Raw genomic sequence first — 21,591 nt, forward strand, 5'->3', positions numbered from 1 at the left:
GAGCCATTGAAATGAACAACCCGGTTACAGCCACTGTATTGGCACTCGCCTTGTCCGGCGCTGCAATTCCGGTACAGGCAGGCGCCATCAATATCCCGGCTCCGGATTTCACGCTTGAAAGCCGCTCCGGAGACAATGTTCGGCTTGAAGATCATCGCGGCGAAGTGGTGATGCTGAACTTCTGGGCCTCCTGGTGCGGGCCATGTCGGCAGGAAATGCCGTTGATGGACGATATTTACAGCCGCTATCAGGATCTCGGGTTCACCATTCTTGCGGTAAATGTGGATGAAAACCGCGACGAAGCCCTGCGTTTTCTGGACAAGGTGCCGGTGAACTACCCGATACTGTACGACCCGGAAAGCTCGGTCAGTGAGCTGTACGAAGTGCCGGCCATGCCCACGACTGTGATGATCGATCGTGACGGCAACGCCCGGTACATTCATTACGGCTACAAACCCGGCTATGAAGACGACTACGAAGCCCAGATCAGAGAGCTGGTGCGAGAGTGATGCCGGGGCGGACAAAGGTTATGCGCAGGTTCACCATCATCATGCCGTTGTTGCTGACGTTGCTGCTATCCGCAACGGCTGGCTGCAGCCCGGTAAAGCCCTGGGTTAAACCCTATGAGCGGGATCGGCTGGCGGATCCCATTATGAGCCTGAGCCGTCACGGCAGGGCAGATTCCTACATGCACCACGTTTATCAGGCCAGGGAATCTGCCCGTGGAGCAGAAGGCGGCGCGGGAGGTGGTTGTGGGTGTAACTGACCGCAATCAGGCGTGCCACGGCAAGGTGGCACTGTGGCTGCTTCCCGCAATGGCGGGTCTGTGCTCCTTTGCCCAGGCTGCAACCCTCCCGGTCGATAATGTGGATGTGCTCTATCACCGTTACGACGGCGGCGGTATGGTGATTGATGGCCCTTCTGTACTGGTGCGCAAAAGTGCCGGGCCGCAGGTGTCACTGTCCGGGCAGTATTACGTGGATTCGGTGTCGGCGGCGTCTGTCGACGTGCTGGCAACCGCGAGTGCCTATACCGAAGAGCGTACCGAGTACACCCTTGGTGTCGACTATCTCTACGAGCGGGCCATTATGAGCCTCGGATTTACCAACAGCTCGGAAAACGATTACGAGGCCAATACACTTTATTTCACCGTCAGCCAGGAATTCTTTGGTGGTATGTCCACGGTCACACTGGGTTACGCCGGAGGCTGGGATGAAGTGGGCAAGGTTGGCAATGACAGTTTCAGTGAGGACGCCGACCGTCGCAACTTCCAGTTGGGCCTGAGCCAGGTACTCACCCGGAATACGCTGGTGGGCCTCGACCTGGAAGTGGTTACGGATGAGGGTTTCCTGCAGAACCCGTATCGTCAGAACCGGTATCTGGACCCCAACGACGCCACCTCCTTTCTTTATCAGCCGGAGCGCTATCCCGAAACCCGCACCAGCACCTCGGTGGCGGCCCGTGCCATTTACCATTTGCCGTATCGGGCCTCTATCCGGGGAGAGTACCGGTATTTCACCGACACCTGGGGCATCAACGCCCATACCGTTGAGCTGGGTTATGCCCATGGTCTTAATGACCGCTGGACGCTGGAAGGCTCGGTGCGCTACTACCGCCAGGGCGAGGCGGACTTTTACAGCGACCTTTTCCCCTATGAAAACTCACAGACCCACCTTGCAAGAGACAAAGAGCTGAGCTCGCTGTCCGGCACCACCCTGGCAACAGGGGCAGTCTTTGAGTGGAAGCAGACTTCTCTGCCCGGTATCAAGCGGCTGCAGTTCAGCCTGTTGCTGGACTGGCTGAACTTCGACTATGACAACTTCCGGGATGTCACGGCCCCGGGCAATTATCTGCCGGGGGAAGAGCCACTTTATTCATTCGATGCTCTGGTCACCCGGGCATCGCTGATTCTCGAATATTGAGTTTGCAGGAAACCTGACCATGACGGATTCACTGAATACACGTATAGCCGGCATTCTGGCTGCAACGATACTGCTCATGAGTACTGCCGCACTGGCAGAGCCGGAAGCGCCGGTGAACAGCAAGGCCGTTGCCGAGCAGGTTGAAGAGCTCAAGAAAAAAGTCATCCGCCTCAACCGGGATCTTTTCATTCTGGAAGAAGATCTGCTGTTTCCGGCAAGTACGCAGTTTGCGGTTTTTCTCAGCGTCGATACAGGTGAATTTCTCAAGCTGGACGCTGTGAAACTGAAGGTGAACGGCAAAATCGTGGCTTCTCATCTGTACACGAATCGCCAGGTCGCCGCTCTTGAACGTGGTGGCATGCAGCGATTGTTTATTGGCAACCTGAAAACCGGCAACCATGAGATAACGGCTTTTGTGGAAGGCATTGGTCCGGATAACCGCGCCTACAAACAGGCAGCCACTCTGGCCTTCGAGAAGGGCACGGAGACAGCAGCACTGGAAATACGCATTGAGGACCGCTCTTCGGATTATCAGCCTATGGTTACGATTGCGGAGTGGAAGTGACAGGGTTCGAGACATTGTTCCCCGGGAAAACCGGCCCAGGAGTAGCGACAGGATTCGTTACCGCTGCCGCCGTTTGCCTGTCGTTTATGCTCAGTGCGCCGACGGCAGTTGCTGATGCGGCGCCGCAGCGGGCGAAAGATCCCATGTATGGCTGGGTGCTCTATAACTACCATCAGGGAGAGGCACTTGAAGCGTTGACCTTGCTCGACGTGGCCCGTGAACGGGGCAGCATCCGCGGGCATGGAGCCTATCCGGAATTGGTGGAGGGCGGGCTTATGCTGTCCTACGGCATGGTTCGTGAAGCCCGTTCTTTCTTTACACGGTTACTCGAAGACGGCGGCACCGGTGATGTTTCAGATGGCAAAAGCCGTGGTATAGAGCTTGCTCCGGACGTTCGCAACCAGGCCTGGTTTTATCTTGGCAAAGTGCTGTATCTCGAGGGTGAGTTTGATTCGGCCTATGAGAACCTTCAGCGGGTCAACGCAGGCTTGCTGGAGGAGAGCGATGCACAGCTGTATGCAGAATGGCTTTACCTGAATGCCCGGTTGGCCATGGCATCGCCGGAATTTGGTGATGATGCGCTGATTGATAGCCTGCTTGAACGACTGAAGCATTCCGGCCCCTGGCAATACTATTTGCGCTACAACATAGCCATGGCCGATATCAGCGCTGGCGAGTCGGCAGCAGCGCAGCAAGGCCTGATTACCCTGATTGCCGATATGGAAGATGAGTCGCCGGGAGAAGAGCTGATTGCCGAGCACCGCGCCTTGCTGGATAAAAGCCGGTTATCCCTTGCCCGTATGCACCTCAGAGAGGCCAGATTTGATGAGGCCGCAGCACTGCTGGGGACCATGCCCCTGGACAGCGTGTTTGCCGACAGGACGTTGTTTGACTATGTGCTTGCTGCCGCTGGCCAGGGTGAGATGCACAAGGCTCTGGATGCCCTTGATACATTGTCCCGGCGCAACCTGTTTCTGCCCTGGCGCGAACAGCTTCCCTACGCCCGTGGTTACCTGCTTGAAAAGACGAATCGACCCCGTGAAGCACTGGGGGCGTTTACCCGGGCTGCCGAACATTATGACGTCCGGAGCAAGGAACTGACTTCAGCCCGCAAGGCACTGACAGAAGACAAACTGATGGCCCGGCTGAGCTTTCTTCGCGACAGCGGTGAAATGATAACCGACGCCTACGGGCGACTGCGGGTAACACCGACGGATTTCGGACTTTCAGAAGTGTTGGCCGCAGAGCCCTTCCAGCAGGCGCTGGGGGAGTTGCACGAACTGTATCGCATGCAGGCGTTGCTGCTGCAGCGGGAAGAACAGCTCAGTACCTTCGAAACCATGCTGGAAACACGACGGATGCAGCGGGAGCGGCGAAGCCGGGAGGCCCGGTTTGAGCTTGAACAGCAGCAGGCAGACGATTGCGCGAAAGCGCACGAATCGTTTCGTACCGAAATCGAGGCGGCCCTTGAAAGAGAAGATGCTGAATTTTTCATGACATCCGGGCAGAAAGCTCTGAAAGCCCGTCTCGACAAGGTTGCCGATACGCTCGCACAGCTACCCGATGACGAGCGCACCGCCCGCCAGAGGAAAACCTACCAGCGAATGAAAGCCTACTTCGATTGGACGCTGGCAAATGATTACGGCATAAACCGTTGGGCCGCCCAGAAACAGTTGCGGGAGCTGGACAGGGAAATGGCACAATTCCGCAACCAGAGAGCGGCAATAGAAGCCCTGATGGCCGCAGACGAAGAGCACAACGAGCTGTCCCGTCGGTTGGCCCGGAATGTGGAAGAGCTTCAGGAGTTGAAACAACAGGTTCACGAAGCATCAGAACAGGCGCGCAGTATTCTCATGGGGCGCATGGACAAGGCTCTGGCGGAACAAGATAGTGAGATCAGGCGTTACCTGCTGGCCTCCCGCCATGCCCAGGCACGGCTGGCGGACCAGCTTTTCCAGGCAGGCCGGAGCACGGTCGTTTCTCTCGAGTCTGTGATGCGCAGTTACCGTGATTTACTGCCACTGGTGGACGACCCGGCCAGGCAGGTTACCATCCGGCACCGGCTTGCGGATCTCGAGTTCGCCCGTGCTGAACGTATAATGACAGACACTGCAGAAGATGATCTGTCAGGCGCCATAGCTGCCTATACCGACCTGCTGGCGGAATATCCCGGGCGCAAGGGCAACGACCAGATTTACTATCAGCTGGCCAGGGCCTGGGAACTTCGCGGCACGACCGACGAGCAGCTCAAGGCGCTGAACACGCTGGTAACAAGATACCCCGATTCAGAGTATTGGCTGGAAGCCCAGTTCCGGCGCGCGGATATCCTGTTTATTAATGGCCGCTATCCGGAAGCGGAAAAGGCGTTTGCAGAGGTGGTTCTCGCCAGCAACGAAAGCGCCAACAGCGAACGGGAAACCGATCCAGCGTTCCTGATGAATGCCCACTACATGAAAGGATGGAGTCTGTTCAAGCAGGGTGACTACCAACAGGCGCTGCTGAGTTACATCGAAGTGCTGGATCTGATCATGCCGGGCCAGCAGGCGTCGGAAACGCCGGATCAGCGTTACAAAACACTTACGGAAGACCTGTTCCGGGTTGTTGGCCTTTCATTATCTTATCTTGATGGCGCCGAGACCCTGCAGGACCTGTTCCGGCAGGTGGGTAGCCGGCCTTATGAGATTCTGGTTTACGACCGTTACAGTACCTTGCTGATTGATCGGGAGCGCTACAGCGACGCTATCGACGTGTTTGATGCTTATATAGAGGCACACCCCGCAAGCCCGTGGGCACCGCACTATCACATGCGCGCGATCGATACCCTCGAGCGTGCCGGTTTCAGTAATGCCGTCCCCGGCCGCAAGGCCGGTTTCATCGAAAGCTACGGCATCTACAGTGATTACTGGCCGGAGGCTGATCCGGAAACCCTGGTGTATATCGAGAGCCAGCTTGAGATCCTGTTACCGGAACTGGCTGATCGTCACTACCTGCTGGCGGGGGAAGCCCGAGCCCGGTCCCACGAAGAATCCATGCCAGGCACGCGTGGACAAAACCTGAGCGCGGATGAGCATTACCGCAGGGCGGCAGCCTATTACTCCGAATTTGCGGTTACCTTCCCGGATCATCCGCGCACACCGGAACGCCTGTTCCTGCTGGCAGAAACCTATATGGAGCTGCAGCAATGGCCAGACGCCATACGGGCTTTTGAGCGGGTGGCCTATGACTATCCGGAGGTGGGCAGGGCGTCTGAACGTTCTGCAGAAGCCGGGTACGCTTCCGTACTGGCGTTCCGGGAATACGCCGCCACCTGGATGAACGAAACCAGTGCGGATCTTTTCGCCCTTCAGGAGATGCAACAGCTTAACCGCCTGCGGTTCGCAAATGCCTATCCACAAGACCCGAGGGCTCCTGGCGTGTATTACATTGCCCTGCAGCGGGAGTTCGATCAGCAGAATCTTGACGAGGTTATCCCCATGGCCGCGCGCCTGGCGGCCTGGCAGCCGGCGGTCGATGCCGCATTGATAATGGAGGCCCGGTTACTGGCAGGCCATAGTCTTTATGAGCTTGAACGCTATGATGAAGCCGAGCAATCCTACCGTGATGCCATCGCCATGATGCCTGCTGAAGATGCGCGCCGGCCCGGAATACTGGAAAACATGGCGGCCTCGGTTTTTCGTCAGGCCGAAGAGTTGGCGCAAGCCGGCCAGGTGGATGTCGCGGTCAGAGAATATCTGCGGGTCGGGGCAGTGGCACCTGCGTCAGTATTGAACGCAAACGCGCAGTATGACGCCGCCTCCCTGCTGATCAGTGCTGCACGATGGGACGATGCTATTACTGTACTGACCGGCTTCCGCTCCGGTTTCCCGGAGCATGAACTGGCTGATACGGTTCCTGCGAAGCTGGCGCTCGCCTATCGGGAAACAGGGCAATGGGAAAAGGCGGGTGACGAACTCAACCGGATGGTTGCCATGGCAACCACATCCGGGGAACGCAGGGAAAACCTCCGGATTGCCGCCGAGCTCTACGATCAGGCAGGAAACGACGCCAAAGCGATTGATACCTGGCGCCAATACGCAAACAGTCACCCCGAGCCTGCCGACATTTATATGGAAGCTGCTAACCGGCTGGCAGAGCTTTACGAAGCCCGTGGAGACCTTGGTCGTCGCGATTACTGGCTGAACCGGCAGATGGAAAAAGTGGATCAGAACCCGGAGGCGACCGATGATCGCATGCGTTATCTGGCTGCGTCCGCCTCCGCCACGCTGGCCCGGGATGCACTGGCACGCTACGACAGTATCCGCCTGACCTTGCCCCTGAATAAAAGCATGGTAGCCAAAACAGACGCACTGGAAGCAGCCGTGCAGGCCTACCAGAAAACAGCCAGCTACGGGCTGTCATCGTTTGCTACGGAGGCGGGCTACCAGATTGCGCATATATACAGCCGGCTTGGCACCGACCTGATGGAATCCGAGCGCCCCGAGGGGCTCAGCCAACTGGAGCTCGCTCAGTACGAATTGTTACTGGAAGAGCAGGCGTATCCGTTTGAAGACAATGCCATTGATATCCACGAACAGAATATCCGGCGTGCCCGCGATGGCATTTTTGATGAGTGGGTCAGGCGCAGTTACGAATCCTTGCGCCGCCTTCTGCCCGGACGCTACAACAAACCCGAAGTTACCGCCGGAGTGGTGCATGATCTGGGATAAAAAACTGACGGCAGTGGTTGCGGGTATCCTGCTTTTGTCCGGTTGTGCGCTCGGGCCGCAACGTGTTGATACAGCGGATGGGGCGGCTGCAATTACACAGGCATCCGAAACGCAATTGCAGGAAGCCTTTTCAGAAGCTGTTGTGTTAATGGAAAACGGTGATACTGATGAGGCCAGGGCCCGCTTTGAACAGATGGCTGCAGAGCACCCACAGCGCTCCGGCCCGGTTGCAAATCTGGGTCTGCTGGCGTTTCAGGCAGGCGACATGGCACTGGCAAAGGCGCACTTCGAACAGGTGCTGGTGCTCAATCCTGCACATCCGGTTGCACTCAACCATCTTGGTGTTATCGCCCGCAAAGCCGGCGATTTTGCGACAGCAGAGCAGTATTACCGTGCCGCCCTTGCTGCCAACCCTGAATACCTGCCGGCATTGCTCAATCTGGCGTTTCTGATGGACATTTATCTTGGCGAGCCGGGCCAGGCGTTACCCCTGTACGAACGCTACGAAACGCTGGCAGAGGAACCTGATCCGAAACTTGAAGACTGGATATTCGATGCGAAAAACAGAATCTGAGACAGGGAACAGAACATGAAAGCCATTTGCCGCAGCATACTGTTTGCGACCCTGCCATTACTCTGTATTCCAGCGGCTCAGGCTCAGGATTCAGGGATAGTGACCATTGAGGGAACCCGCATTCGGGGCGATCAGGAGGTGCCAATGGTTATGTATCTGGTGCCCTGGCAGCCACCGGAAGTGGATGAGCTCCGGGCGCCGGATGAGCAGTTAATGGTGGAGCAACCCTTCGCACCGCTTGAGCGCTATGAATTTCAAAGGCTTGTCCGCTACCACGAGGTGTTCAACAGTCATCAGGTGGCTGTAACACCGGATAGCAAGTGAGATAGGTGTCACAGTGTTTCTGTGCCCGAGTGCAAACTACAACAAACCGCAACAAAGACTTCCGCTAACTTAACCCCTTTGCGGGGAAGCAGCGCTTAGACTGTTGCAAAACCCGGACCATGGAGTGCCCAGAAAATGATTGATACCGCCGTTCGCTTTTTCCAGGAAGGTGGCTTTTTTATGTTTCCGATTGCCATTGTGCTGGTTATCGGACTCATAGTGGCCATTGAGCGATACCTGTACCTGTCAGCCCAGAAAATCACCAATCGCAGGGACTTCAACCGACTGCACCAGATGATTGCAAAGCGTGACTTCAAGGGGGCGCTGGATTACGCGCAGGATTCCGGTACTGCCATGTCCACCATGATTGGCTACGGCCTTCAGAGGCTGGCTCGCCGCCAGGGCCGTGAGGACATTGAGTATGCCATGGAAGAAGGGCTCCTTGACGTTATGCCGCGTCTTGAAAAGCGAACCCAGTACCTCGCAACGCTTGCCAACATCGCAACGCTACTGGGTCTGTTGGGAACCATTATTGGCCTGATTGCCGCATTCACCGCAGTTGCTGCGGCCGATCCGGCACAAAAAGCCAGCCTGCTTTCCCAGAGTATTTCCGTGGCCATGAACACCACAGCGTTTGGCCTTATGTCGGCGATTCCCTTGCTGCTGATTCACTCCGTATTGCAGACCAAAACCAATGAAATCGTCGACAGTTTCGAGATGGCGGGGATCAAGGTGCTTAACCTGCTAAGCGACGGCTCCGGCTCGCGCCCCGGTGCCCAGACCCAGGCGCAATCCGGTTCACCTTCCGCTCCTGCAGCAGCGCAGGCCGGCGGCACCCCCGTCCGCACTCCGGCCTGATAATCAGCTGAAGGATTCCAGGCTATGAGACGGAAACATCGTCGATTGAAAAGCGAGCCGGATCTCGACATCACACCCTTCATGAACCTCATGATCGTGCTGGTGCCGGTGTTGCTTCTGAACATGGTCTTTGCGCACACCAGTGTTCTGGAGCTCAACTTTCCCAGCGGTGAAAGTCTTTCGCCGGAGCAGGTTGAGGAGTTGCAGATACAGGTGGTTATCCACGCTGATCGGCTGGTTGTTGCGGACAACCAGGGTGGCGTAATCAAAACCATCGACGGCAACGAAAGCGGGTACGATTTTGTTGCGCTCAAAGAAGTCATGAAAGAATTGAAGAGCCGGGTTCCCGACAAAAAAGACGTGATTGTCATGCCTTCCCGGGATACCACCTATCAGGTTCTGGTCAGCGTAATGGACACGGTTCGCTCCTACGATGCTGTGGTTGCAGGCAACCTTGTGGAGGCAGAACTGTTCCCTGAAATCTCTCTGGGAGACGCGCCTGTGGTGGATGCAGAAGACGCGCAAGACGCTGGGGGGCAATCATGAAAGAATCTGCCAAAGCCCGTCGCCTGAAGCGCCACCACAGGCGCAACAGGAGCCAGAGCAAGATGAACCTGGTGTCGTTGATGGACATCTTCACGATTCTGGTGTTCTTCCTGATGGTTAACTCCTCATCCGATGTGCAGGTGCTCAACCAGAGCAGCACCATCAAGCTGCCGGATTCGACCGCGGTACAGCCTCCCGGTGACGTGCTTGCGCTGACAGTAACCGACGAGGATATTCTCGTGAACGGGCGCGCCGTCATCAAACGCGAAGCGCTGAAGGCCCTTGAAGGGCAGGTAGAGCCGGAACTGAAAAAGGAACTGGATTACCAGGCCAGCCGCTCAGGCCAGCCAGCACCCGAGGCCGGGCGGGCGATCACCATACTTGCTGATCGCGAACTGCCATACGATTTGCTCAAGAAAATCATGTCGACCTGTGTGGATGCGGGATACGCCAGCATATCGCTGGCAGTTAACCAGCGTGCAAAAGAGAGGGCCGGAGCATGAGCAGGAGCCTAAACAGGAGCACAAAAGAGTACCGGTATGGATTACCCTGGAGCCAGGAGCAGGGCGAGCGCAAACGGTTACTCTCCGCAGCGCTGGTTGTTGCGCCTTTGTTTTTGTTTTTTGCCGGTTATGTCACCTGGATCGAGTTGCCGGAGCGGGATAGACAGGAGCGCGAGGCGCTGCCACCGCAGCTGGCGAAACTGCTCGTGGAGAAGAAAGAGCCACCCAGGCCGGTTGTGCCCGAGACCAGGCCTGAACCCGAACCGGAGCCTGAGAAAAAGCCGGAAGAAAAGCCGGTGGAGCAGGCCAAACCGGAACCCAGGCCTGCACCAGAACCACAACCTCCGGTACCGGAGCCGAAGCTTGAGAAAAAGCCGGAGCCTGAAGCCATTGCCAAGGCTCGTGAAAAAGCCCGGAATGCGGGTGTTCTGGCCATGGGTAACGAACTTTCCAGGCTCAGCTCGCTGGCCAGTTCCATAAAACTTGATGCGCCGGTAACCCGGACCGCAAAACCGATTGCCCGCAAGGCGGAAGATTCTCTGGCTGCCATAGCAACCACCAAAGTGCGCAGTTCAGGTGTGAACGACGCAGCACTTGAGCGCGAAAGCCGTCAAGTGGCTTTGGCAGAGCGCGAAAGAGCAGAAGTAGCAGAAGCGACACGTGTTGCAGAAGCCAGAGAAGCTGTACGCAGAGAAAAGCAGGAAACTGCGTCGCGAACCCGCAGCAAGGAGGAATTGCGGCGCACCATGGATGCGAACAAATCCGCTATCTATAGCATTTATAACCGGGAACTTCGCCGTAAGCCATCGCTGCAGGGCAGCATTACGCCCGAACTGGTGATTGAATCAAGTGGCGCCGTGTCGAGCTGCTCTGTCGTTGAATCAACCCTTGACGAGCCCGGGCTGGAGAGCAAAATCTGTAATCGCCTGCTGCTTGTGGATTTCGGAGCCAAGCCGGGCGTCGACCGGACAACAATCCGCTACCCGATCGAGCTGCTGTCCGGTTGAGGCGTCGCGACCTATTTCGTTTCGGGCGTCTCTGACGGTTCGCCCGAAACCGCTTTCTGCATTTCTTTGCGGGCCTCTGTCATGTAGTCTTGCCACTCTTTCCAGTCCTGCGTAAATTGCTCACTCATGGACTTGAGTGTCTCGGCCTGTTTGCTGGTGACGGTTTTCAGGCCTTCAAGATCCCGGACTTCTGCTACCTCCCTCGCCTGCTCCATTGCGACATCGGCATACCGGCGGAACGCATTCATCTGCATTTCTGCAGCTTTGCTAAACTGCTCGAAAAGCGTCTGATTAAGGCGTGTGGCTTTTTCTAACATGTCACTATTCATAATACAGCTCCTTTGCATGCAGGTTGTGTTCATGGCTTATATTACGTTTTTAGCGTGCCAGAATTGTGACAAATATCAATCTTGTATTGAGCCTATGCTTTAATGTGAGCTGTGACCATTCAATAATAAACAGAACAGGCCCTGGAGGTCCGTAATGAGCCAGCGTAAAGCAGAACTGGAAACACTGAGAGCCGATCTGACCGCACGTCTTAGCCGCTATGAAGCCCATCAGCAGCGCAAGGACGGTGCCCTTGACAAGGATTCCGAAGAACGTGCCCAGCAAACCCAGAACGACGAGGTGGTGGACTCTCTGGAAGCGGAAACCCGGGCGGAGCTGGCCAAGATAAAAACCGCACTGGAGCGCATTGACAAGGGCGTGGGTGATGAATGTGAAGTCTGCGGAGAAAAAATTGACCCCAGAAGACTGCAGGTTCTTCCCTATACCACGGTCTGTGTTGACTGCGCCGAGGGCTGAACTGCGTCACAAGAACCGAAACCAATAATAACAAGGAGACTGTCGCTGTGAGCCTTTATGACACACTGATTATCGGAGGCCGGTACTTCGACGGCACAGGTGCTGAATCCCGAATTGCCCACATTGCTGTCCATGAGGGCAGGGTTGCACGGGTTTTTGATGAGAAACCCGATCCGGCCCTGGCGAGCAATGTAATTGATGCCAGCGGTTGCTGGGTAACACCGGGGTTTCTGGATACCCACACCCACTATGACGCCGAGTTACTGGTGTCACCGGCGCTTTCGGAATCCGTACGCCACGGGGTGACAACGGTTCTGATTGGCAGTTGCTCACTCAGCATGGTGTGCTCCGAGGCAGAAGACGCCTCGGATATCTTTACCCGGGTGGAGACCGTACCCCGGGAAAAAGTACTCCCCATTTTGCAGGCTCACAAGCAATGGAATACGCCCGCACTTTGGGTTGATTTCATAAAAAATCACCCCCTCGGCCCCAATGTCATCAGCTTTCTTGGGCACAGCGATCTCCGGACAGCGGTGATGGGCCTGCACCGTGCAACTGACCGGACGGTACGACCCACGGCACAGGAACAGCAGCAGATGGAAAATCTTCTTGAGGAGGCGCTGCAACAGGGTTTTCTTGGTTTATCGACCATGTGTCTCAAGTGGGACAAGGTGGATGGTGACAGGGAATGGTCCAAGAGCCTGCCAAGCACCTATGCCCGCTGGCCCGAAGTCAGTCGCCTGAACAGGCTGCTGCGCCGATACGACCGCGTGCATCAGGGCGCGCCCAATGCCGCCAACCCCTTACAGGTAACCCAATACCTGCGCGAAACCCTGGGCTGGCTACGCAAACCGCTCAAAACAACGCTGATCGCCATGATCGACCTCAAGGGCAACCCGACTGTCAGACCCATGGCCAGTCTGGTCAGCCGTATCGCAAACAGCTTCGGTGGCAATTTTCGCTGGCAGTTGCTGCCAACGCCTTTCACGGTTTACGCCGATGGTATGGACATTGTTCTGTTCGAGGAGTTTGGTGCCGGTGAGATGGCGCTGGACCTTCGCGACCAGCTTGAGCGCAATGAGCTGCTGAAAGACGAAGGCTACCGTCGGAAGTTCCGCAAGTTCTACCGTGAAAAGCTTTCGCCCAGGGTCTGGCAGCGGGATTTTGGCGATGCGATTATTCTTGATTGCCCGGATCAGTCGGTTGTCGGGCGCAACTTCGCAGAGCTGGCTCTGGAGCGTGGCATTCATGTGGTGGATTTTTTCCTTGATATGGTTGTCAGCCACGGTCGTGCGCTGCGCTGGTATACCGTTGTTGGCAACCACCGCAAGGACCGGCTCAGTAAAATGGTGGCTCACCCCGATGCCCTGATTACCTTCTCGGATGCCGGCGCACACATTCGTAATATGGCTTTCTACAACCTGCCTCTGCGGTTTCTGAAGCTGGTATTGGAAAGCCAGCAGCAGGACCAGCCAATCATGTCGCTTGAACGTGCGGTGCACCGCCTCACCGGTGAGCAGGCTGACTGGTTCGGTATAGACGCCGGCCATATCCGGGAAGGCGACCGCGCAGACATCACCATTCTGGATCCCCGGGGCCTGAGCCAGGATCTGGAACAGGTAGAGTGGGCCGAAATGGAGAATTTTGGCCTGAAGCGAATGGTGAACCGGGTGCCGGGCTGTATCAGGCACGTGTTTATTAACGGCCGCCTGGCGGTTTCCGATGGAGTGCCGGAGGCAGATCTTGGTAAAAAGACCGGTTTTGGCCGGTTTTTGCAGGCCGGATATCGCCCTGCCGGCTGAGTTCAGGCATTATCCTTCGCCGAATGTTTCCGTGTGACGTGGAGTGGTTGAATGTCTGAACAACTTCAGATGAACGAAAAGCGGGAGGGATATCCCAAAGGCCAGCTGATCGGGCTGTTCCTCGGTGCCGGGTTGCTTCTGATGACTGTACTATTACCGCCGCCGGAGTCCATGTCGGTGGAGGCTTGGTCTGCGTTGGGGCTGATGTTGCTCATGGCCACTTGGTGGTCCACTGAAGCCATCCCGATTCCTGCCACCGCCCTGCTGCCGATTGTCCTGATTCCAGGGCTTGGTCTGGGGAGTATTTCCCAGGCTACCTCGCCGTTTGCCCACCCCATTATATTTCTGTTCCTGGGTGGTTTTACCCTCGGGCTGGCAATGCAACGCTGGAATCTCCATCGCCGTATTGCCTTGATGACCCTCAACGCAGTGGGTAATGAGCCCAAACGCCAGATAGCCGGTTTCATGCTGGCAACTGCGTTTTTGAGTATGTGGGTGAGCAATACCGCAACGGCAATCATGATGCTGCCCATAGGCATGTCGGTTATCGGAATGATGGGAAATGGCCAGCCTGAGAATGTGCAGCGTTACGCGACGGCACTTTTGCTCGCCATTGCGTATTCCGCCAGTATAGGCGGCGTTGCTACCCTGATCGGGACACCACCCAATGCCCTGCTGGCAGCGTATCTGAGTGAAACCCAGGGTGTTTCCGTTGGTTTTGCCCAGTGGATGTTGCTGGGTGTTCCCGTATCACTCGTTATGCTGGCACTGGTCTGGTGGTGGCTGACACGGGCGGATTTCGGGCTGACCCGGCAGGAAGGAACCAGCCAGGCTATTCGTGATGAACTTGCGGCCCTGGGGCCAATGAACCATGGCGAAAAGCTGGTGGCACTTGTTTTTGTGGTAACTGCCAGTGCCTGGATTTTCCGGCCGCTGCTGTCTGCGGGTATCATGCCGTGGCTCACTGACACGGGTATTGCCGTATCCGCGGCGATCGCCATGTTCATCATTCCGGTCAGTACACGAGAGCAGACTTTTGTACTCGACTGGGAAACGGCCAAAGGGATTCCGTGGGGTGTTCTTCTGCTGTTTGGTGGCGGACTTGCCATGGCAGGCGTTATCAGCAGTTCCGGGCTCGCGGAATGGATTGCAGCGAGCATGGGTGTCGCCAGTGTATTGCCCTTGATCGTTATGATCATGCTGGTTGTTACGGTGATTATCTTCCTCACCGAAGTGACAAGTAACACCGCAACTGCCGCAGCTTTCCTTCCGCTTCTGGGGGCGCTTGCGCTTTCGCAGGAGGTGTCGCCGTTGTTGCTGACGGTACCGGCCGCCATTGCCGCCAGTTGCGCATTCATGATGCCGGTTGCCACGCCGCCCAACGCCATTGTGTTCTCCGGTGGCCACATGAAAATAGGCGACATGATCCGCGCCGGATTTGCCCTCAATATCGCAGGCATAGTGGTGGTAACGCTCTTGTGTTACCTGCTTCTGGACCTGATTTTTACCCTCTGACTGATCTGCCGCAGCACCAGATTTGAGGCACAGTTATCTTTAAGCCCTCCGCTATTTCGGTATCTTACCGTAACAATATGTAAGCCGATAAACGTTACAGATAATAAAAACAGGAAGTTCGCCTCACATGCTGCTGGTGCTCGCTGGATCCATTCTTACATTTGCCATGGTGCAGGAAGCAACCGTGGTAGAGCCTTATGAAAGGGGCACTGTCGTGGTGGAGCAGAAGGTGGATTCCAGCCCTGCGAAGCTGCGCACAGGTTTTCGTATTGAGCCTCTGGTGGAGCAGAAATTCCGTAACATCGTGCGTCAGGCTTACGATTACAGTTGTGGCAGTGCCGCCCTGACGACTGTCCTGAATTTCTATCTTGGCCGCTCCTTGTCCGAGCGCCAGGTCATGGAGGGCCTGTTGCACTACGGCGAAAGCGAACGCATCGTCGCCCGCCGGGCCTTTTCCATGCTCGATATGAAGCGCCTCGTTACTGCACTGGGTTACCCCTCCGGCGGTTTCCGCGCAACCATTGATGACCTTATTGATCTTGACCACCCGGCGATTGTTCCTATCCAGCACGCCGGCTTCAAGCACTTCGTTGTACTCCGGACCATTCGCGATGGCCGTGTTTATCTGGCTGATCCGGCGGTGGGGAATTTGTCGTTTACCGTGGCGCAGTTTGAGGAAAAGTGGGATGACAACGTGCTTTTCATTGTTTTCCCGGGCAGTGACAAGCCACTGGATAGCCTGGAACTCAAGGAAGAAGACCTGCGCTTTGTAGACGATCAGACCATGACACTGCTAGCGCTGGAACGGATACCCACCTTCCATGAAGCCACAGAGAGGCGCATCCAGAATTTGCTTGAACGCCAGAAGAACAATCCGGATGGCAGTGTTGAGAATACAAGAAAGCAATTGCATTACCGGCGTAATTAATATGTGCCGGGCCCAGGGCTGTTTCCAATAAAAAAAACGAGTACCGATAAAAATTAAGGGAGTCAGGATGAATCGTTGGTTTGTGCGAGGTCTTATCCTTGTTTCCGCGGCAGGTATGCTTCCGGGCACAGCCCTGGCGCAGGAGGGTAGTGTAGACCAGGCGAGGGACGCGCTCGCAAAACAGGAGGGGGATGAGGATTCTGCACGCCAGCTTGAGGAGGTCTTTCAGGCGGCGGAGAAAAACTACTCGCTGCAGAAAAAAGGTACTCATTCCCTTAACTATTCTTTCGATTATTCCTATACGGCGGACCAGCGCCTTGATCTTGCCATCACCAATGGCTCGGTAAGAAATCTGGATGTGGTGCCCTCGGCCACCCACAATTTCACCAATGCCTTTACCTATGATTTTGGTTTGCTGGATAACCTGACCGTGGGAGCACGAGTTCCCCTGGTGGTGAAGTACGATACCGAGGATGAACTGAACATCTACGATTTCGGCGATATTTCCCTTACCGGTCGCTGGCAGCCCTTTGCCTACGTGCCGGGCAAAATGTCGACAACCCTGTTCGGCACCTTTACCAGCAAGACGGGTGTCAGCCCTTACGAAATTGATATCAAGGAGCAGCTTTCAACCGGTAGCGGTTATTACTCCTTTGGTGGCGGTGCCAGTCTTTCGAAGGTACTTGATCCGGTTGTTGTATTCGGTTCTGCCAGCGTCACTTACAACCTGCCTGCCGAAGATCTTCAGCAGGTCCGTGGGGCCCGTTTGCTCACGAAAGTCGAGCCCGGCTTCAGCCTTTCGGGCTCTGCAGGTTTTGCCTATTCACTTTCCTACGATATCTCTCTGAGTATTTCTGCACAGCTGAGTTACAGCGATGAAACCATTCTGACGTTCTCCAATGGTGACCAGGCCGTGGCTCAGGATCAGATGACCGGTTTCCTGAGTATGTCACTGGGAACCCGGGTCAGCGATACCACGATTGTAAATACCAGTCTCGGTATTGGCCTGACCGAGGATGCCCCGGACTTCTCCCTGGGTGTGTCCCTGCCCATTAATTTCTCCGGCCTCAAAGAGTGACTGCCGCCGATGCCAGTTTAACGGGAAGGGAAGGACTTCATGGGATATAACAGCCACAAGCGTCAGCTTCTCGCGGCAATGGTCGCCACGACACTTTCATGTGGTGCCCAGGCCCAGCTGGCCCAGAATCTGACGATTCACCCCAAGGCACTGGCTTTGGGTAATGCCGTTACAGCTGATCCCCCGGGGATCATGGCCATACATTACAACCCGGCGGGCCTGACGAAACTGGATGGTCGTCAGCTGGAAGTGAATCTGATGGGCGTCTATCTGGATATCGACGCAAATTTTACGGCACCGGAAGGCTACGAGATATTTGGCATTGATGGCCTGGAAATCGACCCGAATACCGGCAAACAGCGCGATCCGGTAGCCAACACCCACAGCCATAGCAACAATGCTGCGCTTTATGTTCCCGGTTTTGGCATTCTCCGGGCGCCACCCGGGCCGGCGATTGCCCCATCTGCGGGGATCAGTATCAATCCGCCCGGCTCAAAACTGACCTTCGGTAACGCCTTTTATCTGCCACTGGCGGCAGGTTTTTATCGTGACAAAGATGACCCTGCCCGGTATCAGCCTCAGGCGACGGCGCTTCAGCGTACAACCTATCTTTCGCCAACGGTGGGCTACAAAATCAACGATGAGTGGTCTGTGGGTGCGGGCATTCATCTCTCCCACATGGGTATAGCGGCGGATCAGTACATGCGCGCGCCTAACCTGCTGCTGGGTGTGGCTGAGATTCTTCAGGATGCGTTCAACTGCGAAAGCGGGGATGAGCCGCTGCAACCCTGGCTGGCACTGTGCGGCGGTAATGTCGGACCCTGGGATGATATTGGTGCCCTGAGTATCAATGTCCAGGAAACCCTGTCGCCCACCTACACGCTGGGCGTCATGTGGGAGCCGAAAGACTGGTTCAGCTGGGGGGCAAGCTACACCTCAGAAGCTGAAATGAACATGAAGGGCACCTTTGAAATTGAATACACCGACGACTGGTCCGGTTTCTGGCAGAGTGTAAACGGCTCGGTGCTGGGCGCTATTACGTCGGCCATTCTCAGCTTGCCCTCGGGTGCGCCCCGGGAGGCCGGAAACGTGAGTATGGATCTGGTGTACCCACAGCATTTCCAGACAGGTATCAGCGTAGATGTGCATCCGAAGCTGACCCTTAACGTAGATATTGGCTGGACTGACTACAAGCAGTGGGATGCCTTCCTGTTTCGTTTTGACAGGAATCTGGAATTCCTTAACGCAGCCCGCATCCTGTCGCCGGATAACGCCACGCCCAGCACTCTCAAGTTGCCCCTGGGCTTCAAAAGTCAGTGGAACTGGGCCTTCGGCATGGAGTTCCATGCCTCATCACGGCTTGACCTTAGAGCCGGCGTCGAGATTCGCGATTCGGTGATACCGGATGATCAGCGCTCGGTTATGGCACCTTTCGGTGGAGCTAACCTGTACAGTATTGGCATGGGATACAAATGGGATAAAAATACGGAAATAGATATGAACCTGAGCTATCTGCATTCGGTAGAAACCATACCGGCAGATACCAGTTGCAACCTGAACTGCGATAACATTACCAATATTATCTATAACCCCTACGCCGGGCTTGACGTCAAGACGTCTCTGCGGGTTGTTATGGCGGGCCTCAGCTTCCGGAAAAAATTCTGACCTCAGGCTGCCTGGCGTCCACAAGGGCATTTCAGTGACCAGGAACAGACAACTTACAGCTGTTGCATGTGCCGCTCTGGCAGTGATGGTGTCTGGCTGCCAGATAGGCGGGTCCACGGTATCCAGCCGGGAAGGCTATTTTTCATGGGTGGATGAACAGGGTCGGGTGCGTTATTCACCCATAGTGTCAGCGCAGGAACCAGTATCAGCGCAGGAACAGGCGCCGCCAGACCAGCCGGAAGCACCGGTAAGGGCGCGCGCCGGCGATGAGATTGAAGATGAATTTACGCCTGCTGACTATCCGGATGCCGAGGAACTCCGGCGCCGGGGTTATGTGCGGGAAGGCGAGCGCCAGCCTTACTTTACCTGGCGTGATGCCAGCGGAAACGTGAGAGTTACCTACTATCAGCCTGATACCCGCACAGATGAGGAAAAAGGACTTACCAAACCGCCAACCGTAGCCACGCAGGCGAAGGTGTATCGCCCTGGTGATACGCCACTGGTATCCGAACCCGTGGCCGGCCATGACCCGGATGCGTTTGCCATTCTCGGTGTAGCCGATGAGCCTGATAACTACCTTGAGCGATTTTCGGAAACCTGTTGCCGGACACTGGACACACAAAACCAACAGCTCTGGCAGGCAGGCCGCGAGTTTGGAGTCCATGTGACCAAAAACTCACCGACACATGGCTTTCTTACTGGCCAAAGTCCCTATCAGCTGATCGCCTTGCCCCGTGAGGACCAGCTAAAGGGCAAGATTCTGCGATTGCGGTCCTATGCCAATAATGGCGTTTTCGTGCCTTCGGTTCTGTTTCTGGACGGAGAGCTTGCCCCCACGCGGCTGGTGACCGATCTGGTCATGGAGTTTGAGCCGGAGAACTGGCACCGTCGGGGCTATCTGGAAGCCCGGATTCCGGTGTCAGCCGCTGGTGATGAGCGTTGGATGCTGATTTTTACCCGTAACGAGGATCTGGAAGGCCAGACAGTTGTTGACACACGTCGTGGCCCGCAGAAAATACCCCATGTCCGCACCGGTGAGTTCGGGCTGACCCTGGAAGACGCGTATTAAACGGTCAGTCCTCAGGTTGGCTCAGGTCGAGCCATTGTTGCGACAGCCAGTAGAAACTGCCATCCTGCGCCGGATGGGTGCAATTATAACGGAACCGCCGGCTGTTAAAGGGTTTCGGCGCTTCCACCGTAATGCTCGTTTCGGACACCTTGAAGTCAATCCGCCCCATGCCGGAGGCGAAGCAGGTCAGCCTGCCAGGCTGTATTTCGTCAGTGCGCGGCAACGTAAGCTCAGGAGGGTTTGACTCCATGATTCCATCCGGCAACTTGCTGGTATCAATCGGGAAGGCCTTGCTCCGCAACTTGTCCTTGAGGCCATTGAGCTGCCCGTACGCGTTGGCCATGGGGAATCTTGGCAAACGGGTTTTCCCTGAAAGCGGTCCTATGGCGCCGGACTGCTGCCCGAACCCATACCAGCCCCGCTCGGCCACTTCGGCTTCAAGGGCTTTGTCGAACTCGCCATAGGGGTAGGCAAACAGGGGCAGGTCGGTACCCAGTCTCTTTTTCAGTTCGGCTTGCGCAGTATCGAGACTGCGGGTGACACGTGTTTCCCAGTCGGCTTCCGATTCACCCTGTTTGCGCGCCAGATGTCCATGCCCGGCGCCGTGATTGGCAATGCTTACCCCGTCGCGCACGGCCAGCTCCTCAAGCTGTTCCCAGGTCATGTAGCCGTGGCTTCCTATGGCTGCAGTGTCTACAAATATGGTGTAGGGCAGGCCACGTTCCTGCAGGATGCTGGCGCCCTTGGTATAGACAGACTCGTAGGCGTCGTCAAAAGTGATGGCAATGTATTGATCTGCAGGCGGTTCATCGGAGTACTGACCCTCCGTGGCGCTGTGCAGATCAACCACATCAAGGCCCAGGTCATCAATCATGTCCAGCTGCGCCTTGAAAAGGGAGATGGATGTGCTGGTCGATGGCGGGGTGTCATCGCTGATGTGATGGTACTGAAGCACCACAAGGTCGGCGTTCACCGTGAAACTGGCCAGCAGGAACAGGGAAAAGATTGCCGGTATGCGCAAGGTTGTTACTTTCATGATTGCTCCATCATCTGGCTGAAGTGTGCCTTCATAACAGAAAAAGCCTCATTGAGAGACTGAATCGCTTCGGTATCACCGCCACGATCGGGGTGGGCCTGCATCACCGCGCGGCGGAATGCGTGTTTTACCACCAGAAAGCAGTCAGGAACGGAATCGAATCCGAGGGTTTTTGCTGCCAGCAGGACTTCCTGTTTGTCTGGCCCGGCATTCCGGTGGCCGACCCAGAAATTGTTCATCATCTGTTCAAGGGCTTCCTTCGGCATTCTGTACTGGGACAGGTCCAGGTAGAAATGGCGAAGGCTGTCCATGGTACCGGGCAAGCCGTTTTCATCAACCAGATCCTGATGCTCAATAACGATACGCAAGGGCGAGATATGCAGCTTCTCTCCGTTCTTTGCCAGGCTATCCCTCAGCCTGTAAAGCACGTGGAACAACAGGAAATGCACAGGGTAGAGTTGCCCGGTATCGTGAAAATCCAGATCACCGATCAGCCTCCATGGAGATTTTTGCAAGGTTTTGATCAGGTTAAGCTCGTCTGTGCCTGACAATGACATGCGAAGCTCATGCTCAACGGCCACAAGCATGTGCTGTATCTGCTGCTCCAGCAGAGGATCAGTTGTGGCTGCCGGTGCGGGCGTCGGGGTGTCCGGGCAGGTCGGGGCATTATTCATGGTGCCAATAGTAGG

21 protein-coding genes are annotated in these 21,591 nt (G+C 56.0%); 18 read left to right on the forward strand and 3 right to left on the reverse strand.

What is annotated here, in order from left to right; translation table 11 throughout:
- Positions 1-11 precede the first annotated feature (11 nt).
- The 11 genes from CDH48_RS06530 to CDH48_RS06580 all read left to right on the forward strand — a co-directional run bounded on the left by CDH48_RS06530 (position 12) and on the right by CDH48_RS06580 (position 11,005).
- The gene (locus CDH48_RS06530) at positions 12-509 is read left to right on the forward strand and encodes a TlpA family protein disulfide reductase (protein WP_100687916.1); all 498 of its coding nucleotides are present in this window, start codon (positions 12-14) and stop codon (positions 507-509) included.
- A 20-nt stretch (positions 510-529) separates the two neighbouring features.
- Positions 530-766, forward strand: coding sequence for a DUF4266 domain-containing protein (locus CDH48_RS06535; RefSeq protein WP_100688105.1), 237 nt, complete (start codon positions 530-532; stop codon positions 764-766).
- The gene (locus tag CDH48_RS06540; protein WP_227520973.1) at positions 723-1,922 is read left to right on the forward strand and encodes a DUF3570 domain-containing protein; all 1,200 of its coding nucleotides are present in this window, start codon (positions 723-725) and stop codon (positions 1,920-1,922) included. The genes CDH48_RS06535 and CDH48_RS06540 overlap by 44 nt, the downstream gene beginning before the upstream one ends.
- Positions 1,923-1,941: 19 nt before the next feature.
- Positions 1,942-2,487: an AraC family transcriptional regulator gene (locus CDH48_RS06545; RefSeq protein ID WP_100687917.1), complete on the forward strand. Its 546-nt coding sequence runs from the start codon at positions 1,942-1,944 to the stop codon at positions 2,485-2,487.
- 86 nt (positions 2,488-2,573) lie between these two features.
- Positions 2,574-7,193 carry a tetratricopeptide repeat protein gene (locus CDH48_RS19385; RefSeq protein ID WP_264754762.1) on the forward strand — a complete coding sequence of 1,540 codons (4,620 nt, stop codon included), beginning with the start codon at positions 2,574-2,576 and terminating at the stop codon, positions 7,191-7,193.
- Positions 7,180-7,767 (forward strand): tetratricopeptide repeat protein, encoded by a 588-nt coding sequence (locus CDH48_RS06555; protein WP_100687918.1) that lies wholly within the window; start codon positions 7,180-7,182, stop codon positions 7,765-7,767. Before CDH48_RS19385 ends, CDH48_RS06555 begins: the two co-directional genes overlap by 14 nt.
- A gap of 15 nt (positions 7,768-7,782) precedes the next feature.
- Positions 7,783-8,091 carry a hypothetical protein gene (locus CDH48_RS06560; protein ID WP_100687919.1) on the forward strand — a complete coding sequence of 103 codons (309 nt, stop codon included), beginning with the start codon at positions 7,783-7,785 and terminating at the stop codon, positions 8,089-8,091.
- Positions 8,092-8,226: 135 nt separating this feature from the next.
- Positions 8,227-8,949 (forward strand): MotA/TolQ/ExbB proton channel family protein, encoded by a 723-nt coding sequence (locus tag CDH48_RS06565; protein WP_100687920.1) that lies wholly within the window; start codon positions 8,227-8,229, stop codon positions 8,947-8,949.
- A gap of 24 nt (positions 8,950-8,973) precedes the next feature.
- Positions 8,974-9,495 carry an ExbD/TolR family protein gene (locus CDH48_RS06570; protein WP_100687921.1) on the forward strand — a complete coding sequence of 174 codons (522 nt, stop codon included), beginning with the start codon at positions 8,974-8,976 and terminating at the stop codon, positions 9,493-9,495.
- Complete coding sequence (locus CDH48_RS06575; RefSeq protein ID WP_100687922.1) at positions 9,492-9,998, forward strand: ExbD/TolR family protein; 507 nt, start codon at positions 9,492-9,494, stop codon at positions 9,996-9,998. The genes CDH48_RS06570 and CDH48_RS06575 overlap by 4 nt, the downstream gene beginning before the upstream one ends.
- Entirely contained in the window at positions 9,995-11,005 is a 1,011-nt protein-coding gene (locus CDH48_RS06580; protein ID WP_100687923.1) for an AgmX/PglI C-terminal domain-containing protein, read from the forward strand. The genes CDH48_RS06575 and CDH48_RS06580 overlap by 4 nt, the downstream gene beginning before the upstream one ends.
- Positions 11,006-11,016: 11 nt before the next feature.
- Here CDH48_RS06580 and CDH48_RS06585 read toward each other — a convergent pair whose 3' ends face one another.
- Positions 11,017-11,334 (reverse strand): phasin family protein, encoded by a 318-nt coding sequence (locus CDH48_RS06585; protein WP_100687924.1) that lies wholly within the window; start codon positions 11,332-11,334, stop codon positions 11,017-11,019.
- Between the two features lie 154 nt (positions 11,335-11,488).
- On the opposite strand from CDH48_RS06585, the gene CDH48_RS06590 reads away from it, so the two are divergent.
- The 7 genes from CDH48_RS06590 to CDH48_RS06620 all read left to right on the forward strand — a co-directional run bounded on the left by CDH48_RS06590 (position 11,489) and on the right by CDH48_RS06620 (position 19,866).
- Complete coding sequence (locus CDH48_RS06590; protein ID WP_100687925.1) at positions 11,489-11,809, forward strand: TraR/DksA family transcriptional regulator; 321 nt, start codon at positions 11,489-11,491, stop codon at positions 11,807-11,809.
- A 47-nt stretch (positions 11,810-11,856) separates the two neighbouring features.
- Complete coding sequence (locus tag CDH48_RS06595; RefSeq protein ID WP_100687926.1) at positions 11,857-13,611, forward strand: N-acyl-D-amino-acid deacylase family protein; 1,755 nt, start codon at positions 11,857-11,859, stop codon at positions 13,609-13,611.
- Positions 13,612-13,662: 51 nt separating this feature from the next.
- Positions 13,663-15,126: an SLC13 family permease gene (locus tag CDH48_RS06600; RefSeq protein WP_100687927.1), complete on the forward strand. Its 1,464-nt coding sequence runs from the start codon at positions 13,663-13,665 to the stop codon at positions 15,124-15,126.
- A gap of 127 nt (positions 15,127-15,253) precedes the next feature.
- Complete coding sequence (locus CDH48_RS06605; RefSeq protein WP_100687928.1) at positions 15,254-16,054, forward strand: C39 family peptidase; 801 nt, start codon at positions 15,254-15,256, stop codon at positions 16,052-16,054.
- A 67-nt stretch (positions 16,055-16,121) separates the two neighbouring features.
- The gene (locus CDH48_RS06610) at positions 16,122-17,132 is read left to right on the forward strand and encodes a flagellar protein FilC (RefSeq protein ID WP_100687929.1); all 1,011 of its coding nucleotides are present in this window, start codon (positions 16,122-16,124) and stop codon (positions 17,130-17,132) included.
- Positions 17,133-17,171: 39 nt separating this feature from the next.
- A complete protein-coding gene (locus CDH48_RS06615) occupies positions 17,172-18,797 on the forward strand; it encodes an OmpP1/FadL family transporter (protein ID WP_100687930.1) in 1,626 nt (541 codons plus the stop codon).
- A gap of 34 nt (positions 18,798-18,831) precedes the next feature.
- A complete protein-coding gene (locus CDH48_RS06620) occupies positions 18,832-19,866 on the forward strand; it encodes a MalM family protein (RefSeq protein WP_227520975.1) in 1,035 nt (344 codons plus the stop codon).
- A gap of 4 nt (positions 19,867-19,870) precedes the next feature.
- Here the strand turns inward: CDH48_RS06620 and CDH48_RS06625 are convergent, their stop codons facing one another.
- Together CDH48_RS06625 and CDH48_RS06630 are read right to left on the reverse strand one after the other, a co-directional pair.
- Complete coding sequence (locus CDH48_RS06625; RefSeq protein WP_100687932.1) at positions 19,871-20,902, reverse strand: polysaccharide deacetylase family protein; 1,032 nt, start codon at positions 20,900-20,902, stop codon at positions 19,871-19,873.
- Positions 20,899-21,576: a DNA-J related domain-containing protein gene (locus CDH48_RS06630; protein WP_100687933.1), complete on the reverse strand. Its 678-nt coding sequence runs from the start codon at positions 21,574-21,576 to the stop codon at positions 20,899-20,901. The genes CDH48_RS06625 and CDH48_RS06630 overlap by 4 nt, the downstream gene beginning before the upstream one ends.
- Between the last annotated feature and the right edge of the window lie 15 nt (positions 21,577-21,591).

The organism is Marinobacter aromaticivorans (genome assembly GCF_002806975.1).
GTDB classification, from domain to species: domain Bacteria; phylum Pseudomonadota; class Gammaproteobacteria; order Pseudomonadales; family Oleiphilaceae; genus Marinobacter; species Marinobacter aromaticivorans.

Coding starts and splice junctions, on each gene's coding strand:
- CDH48_RS06535 (WP_100688105.1), top strand. CDS start 530: ATGCGCAGGTTCACCATCATCATGCCGTTGTTGCTGACGTTGCTGCTA.
- CDH48_RS06560 (WP_100687919.1), top strand. CDS start 7,783: ATGAAAGCCATTTGCCGCAGCATACTGTTTGCGACCCTGCCATTACTC.
- CDH48_RS06580 (WP_100687923.1), top strand. CDS start 9,995: ATGAGCAGGAGCCTAAACAGGAGCACAAAAGAGTACCGGTATGGATTA.
- CDH48_RS06605 (WP_100687928.1), top strand. CDS start 15,254: ATGCTGCTGGTGCTCGCTGGATCCATTCTTACATTTGCCATGGTGCAG.
- CDH48_RS06600 (WP_100687927.1), top strand. CDS start 13,663: ATGTCTGAACAACTTCAGATGAACGAAAAGCGGGAGGGATATCCCAAA.
- CDH48_RS06590 (WP_100687925.1), top strand. CDS start 11,489: ATGAGCCAGCGTAAAGCAGAACTGGAAACACTGAGAGCCGATCTGACC.
- CDH48_RS06530 (WP_100687916.1), top strand. CDS start 12: ATGAACAACCCGGTTACAGCCACTGTATTGGCACTCGCCTTGTCCGGC.
- CDH48_RS06565 (WP_100687920.1), top strand. CDS start 8,227: ATGATTGATACCGCCGTTCGCTTTTTCCAGGAAGGTGGCTTTTTTATG.
- CDH48_RS06570 (WP_100687921.1), top strand. CDS start 8,974: ATGAGACGGAAACATCGTCGATTGAAAAGCGAGCCGGATCTCGACATC.
- CDH48_RS06615 (WP_100687930.1), top strand. CDS start 17,172: ATGGGATATAACAGCCACAAGCGTCAGCTTCTCGCGGCAATGGTCGCC.
- CDH48_RS06630 (WP_100687933.1), bottom strand. CDS start 21,576: ATGAATAATGCCCCGACCTGCCCGGACACCCCGACGCCCGCACCGGCA.
- CDH48_RS06610 (WP_100687929.1), top strand. CDS start 16,122: ATGAATCGTTGGTTTGTGCGAGGTCTTATCCTTGTTTCCGCGGCAGGT.
- CDH48_RS06585 (WP_100687924.1), bottom strand. CDS start 11,334: ATGAATAGTGACATGTTAGAAAAAGCCACACGCCTTAATCAGACGCTT.
- CDH48_RS06625 (WP_100687932.1), bottom strand. CDS start 20,902: ATGAAAGTAACAACCTTGCGCATACCGGCAATCTTTTCCCTGTTCCTG.
- CDH48_RS19385 (WP_264754762.1), top strand. CDS start 2,574: ATGCTCAGTGCGCCGACGGCAGTTGCTGATGCGGCGCCGCAGCGGGCG.
- CDH48_RS06555 (WP_100687918.1), top strand. CDS start 7,180: ATGATCTGGGATAAAAAACTGACGGCAGTGGTTGCGGGTATCCTGCTT.
- CDH48_RS06545 (WP_100687917.1), top strand. CDS start 1,942: ATGACGGATTCACTGAATACACGTATAGCCGGCATTCTGGCTGCAACG.
- CDH48_RS06575 (WP_100687922.1), top strand. CDS start 9,492: ATGAAAGAATCTGCCAAAGCCCGTCGCCTGAAGCGCCACCACAGGCGC.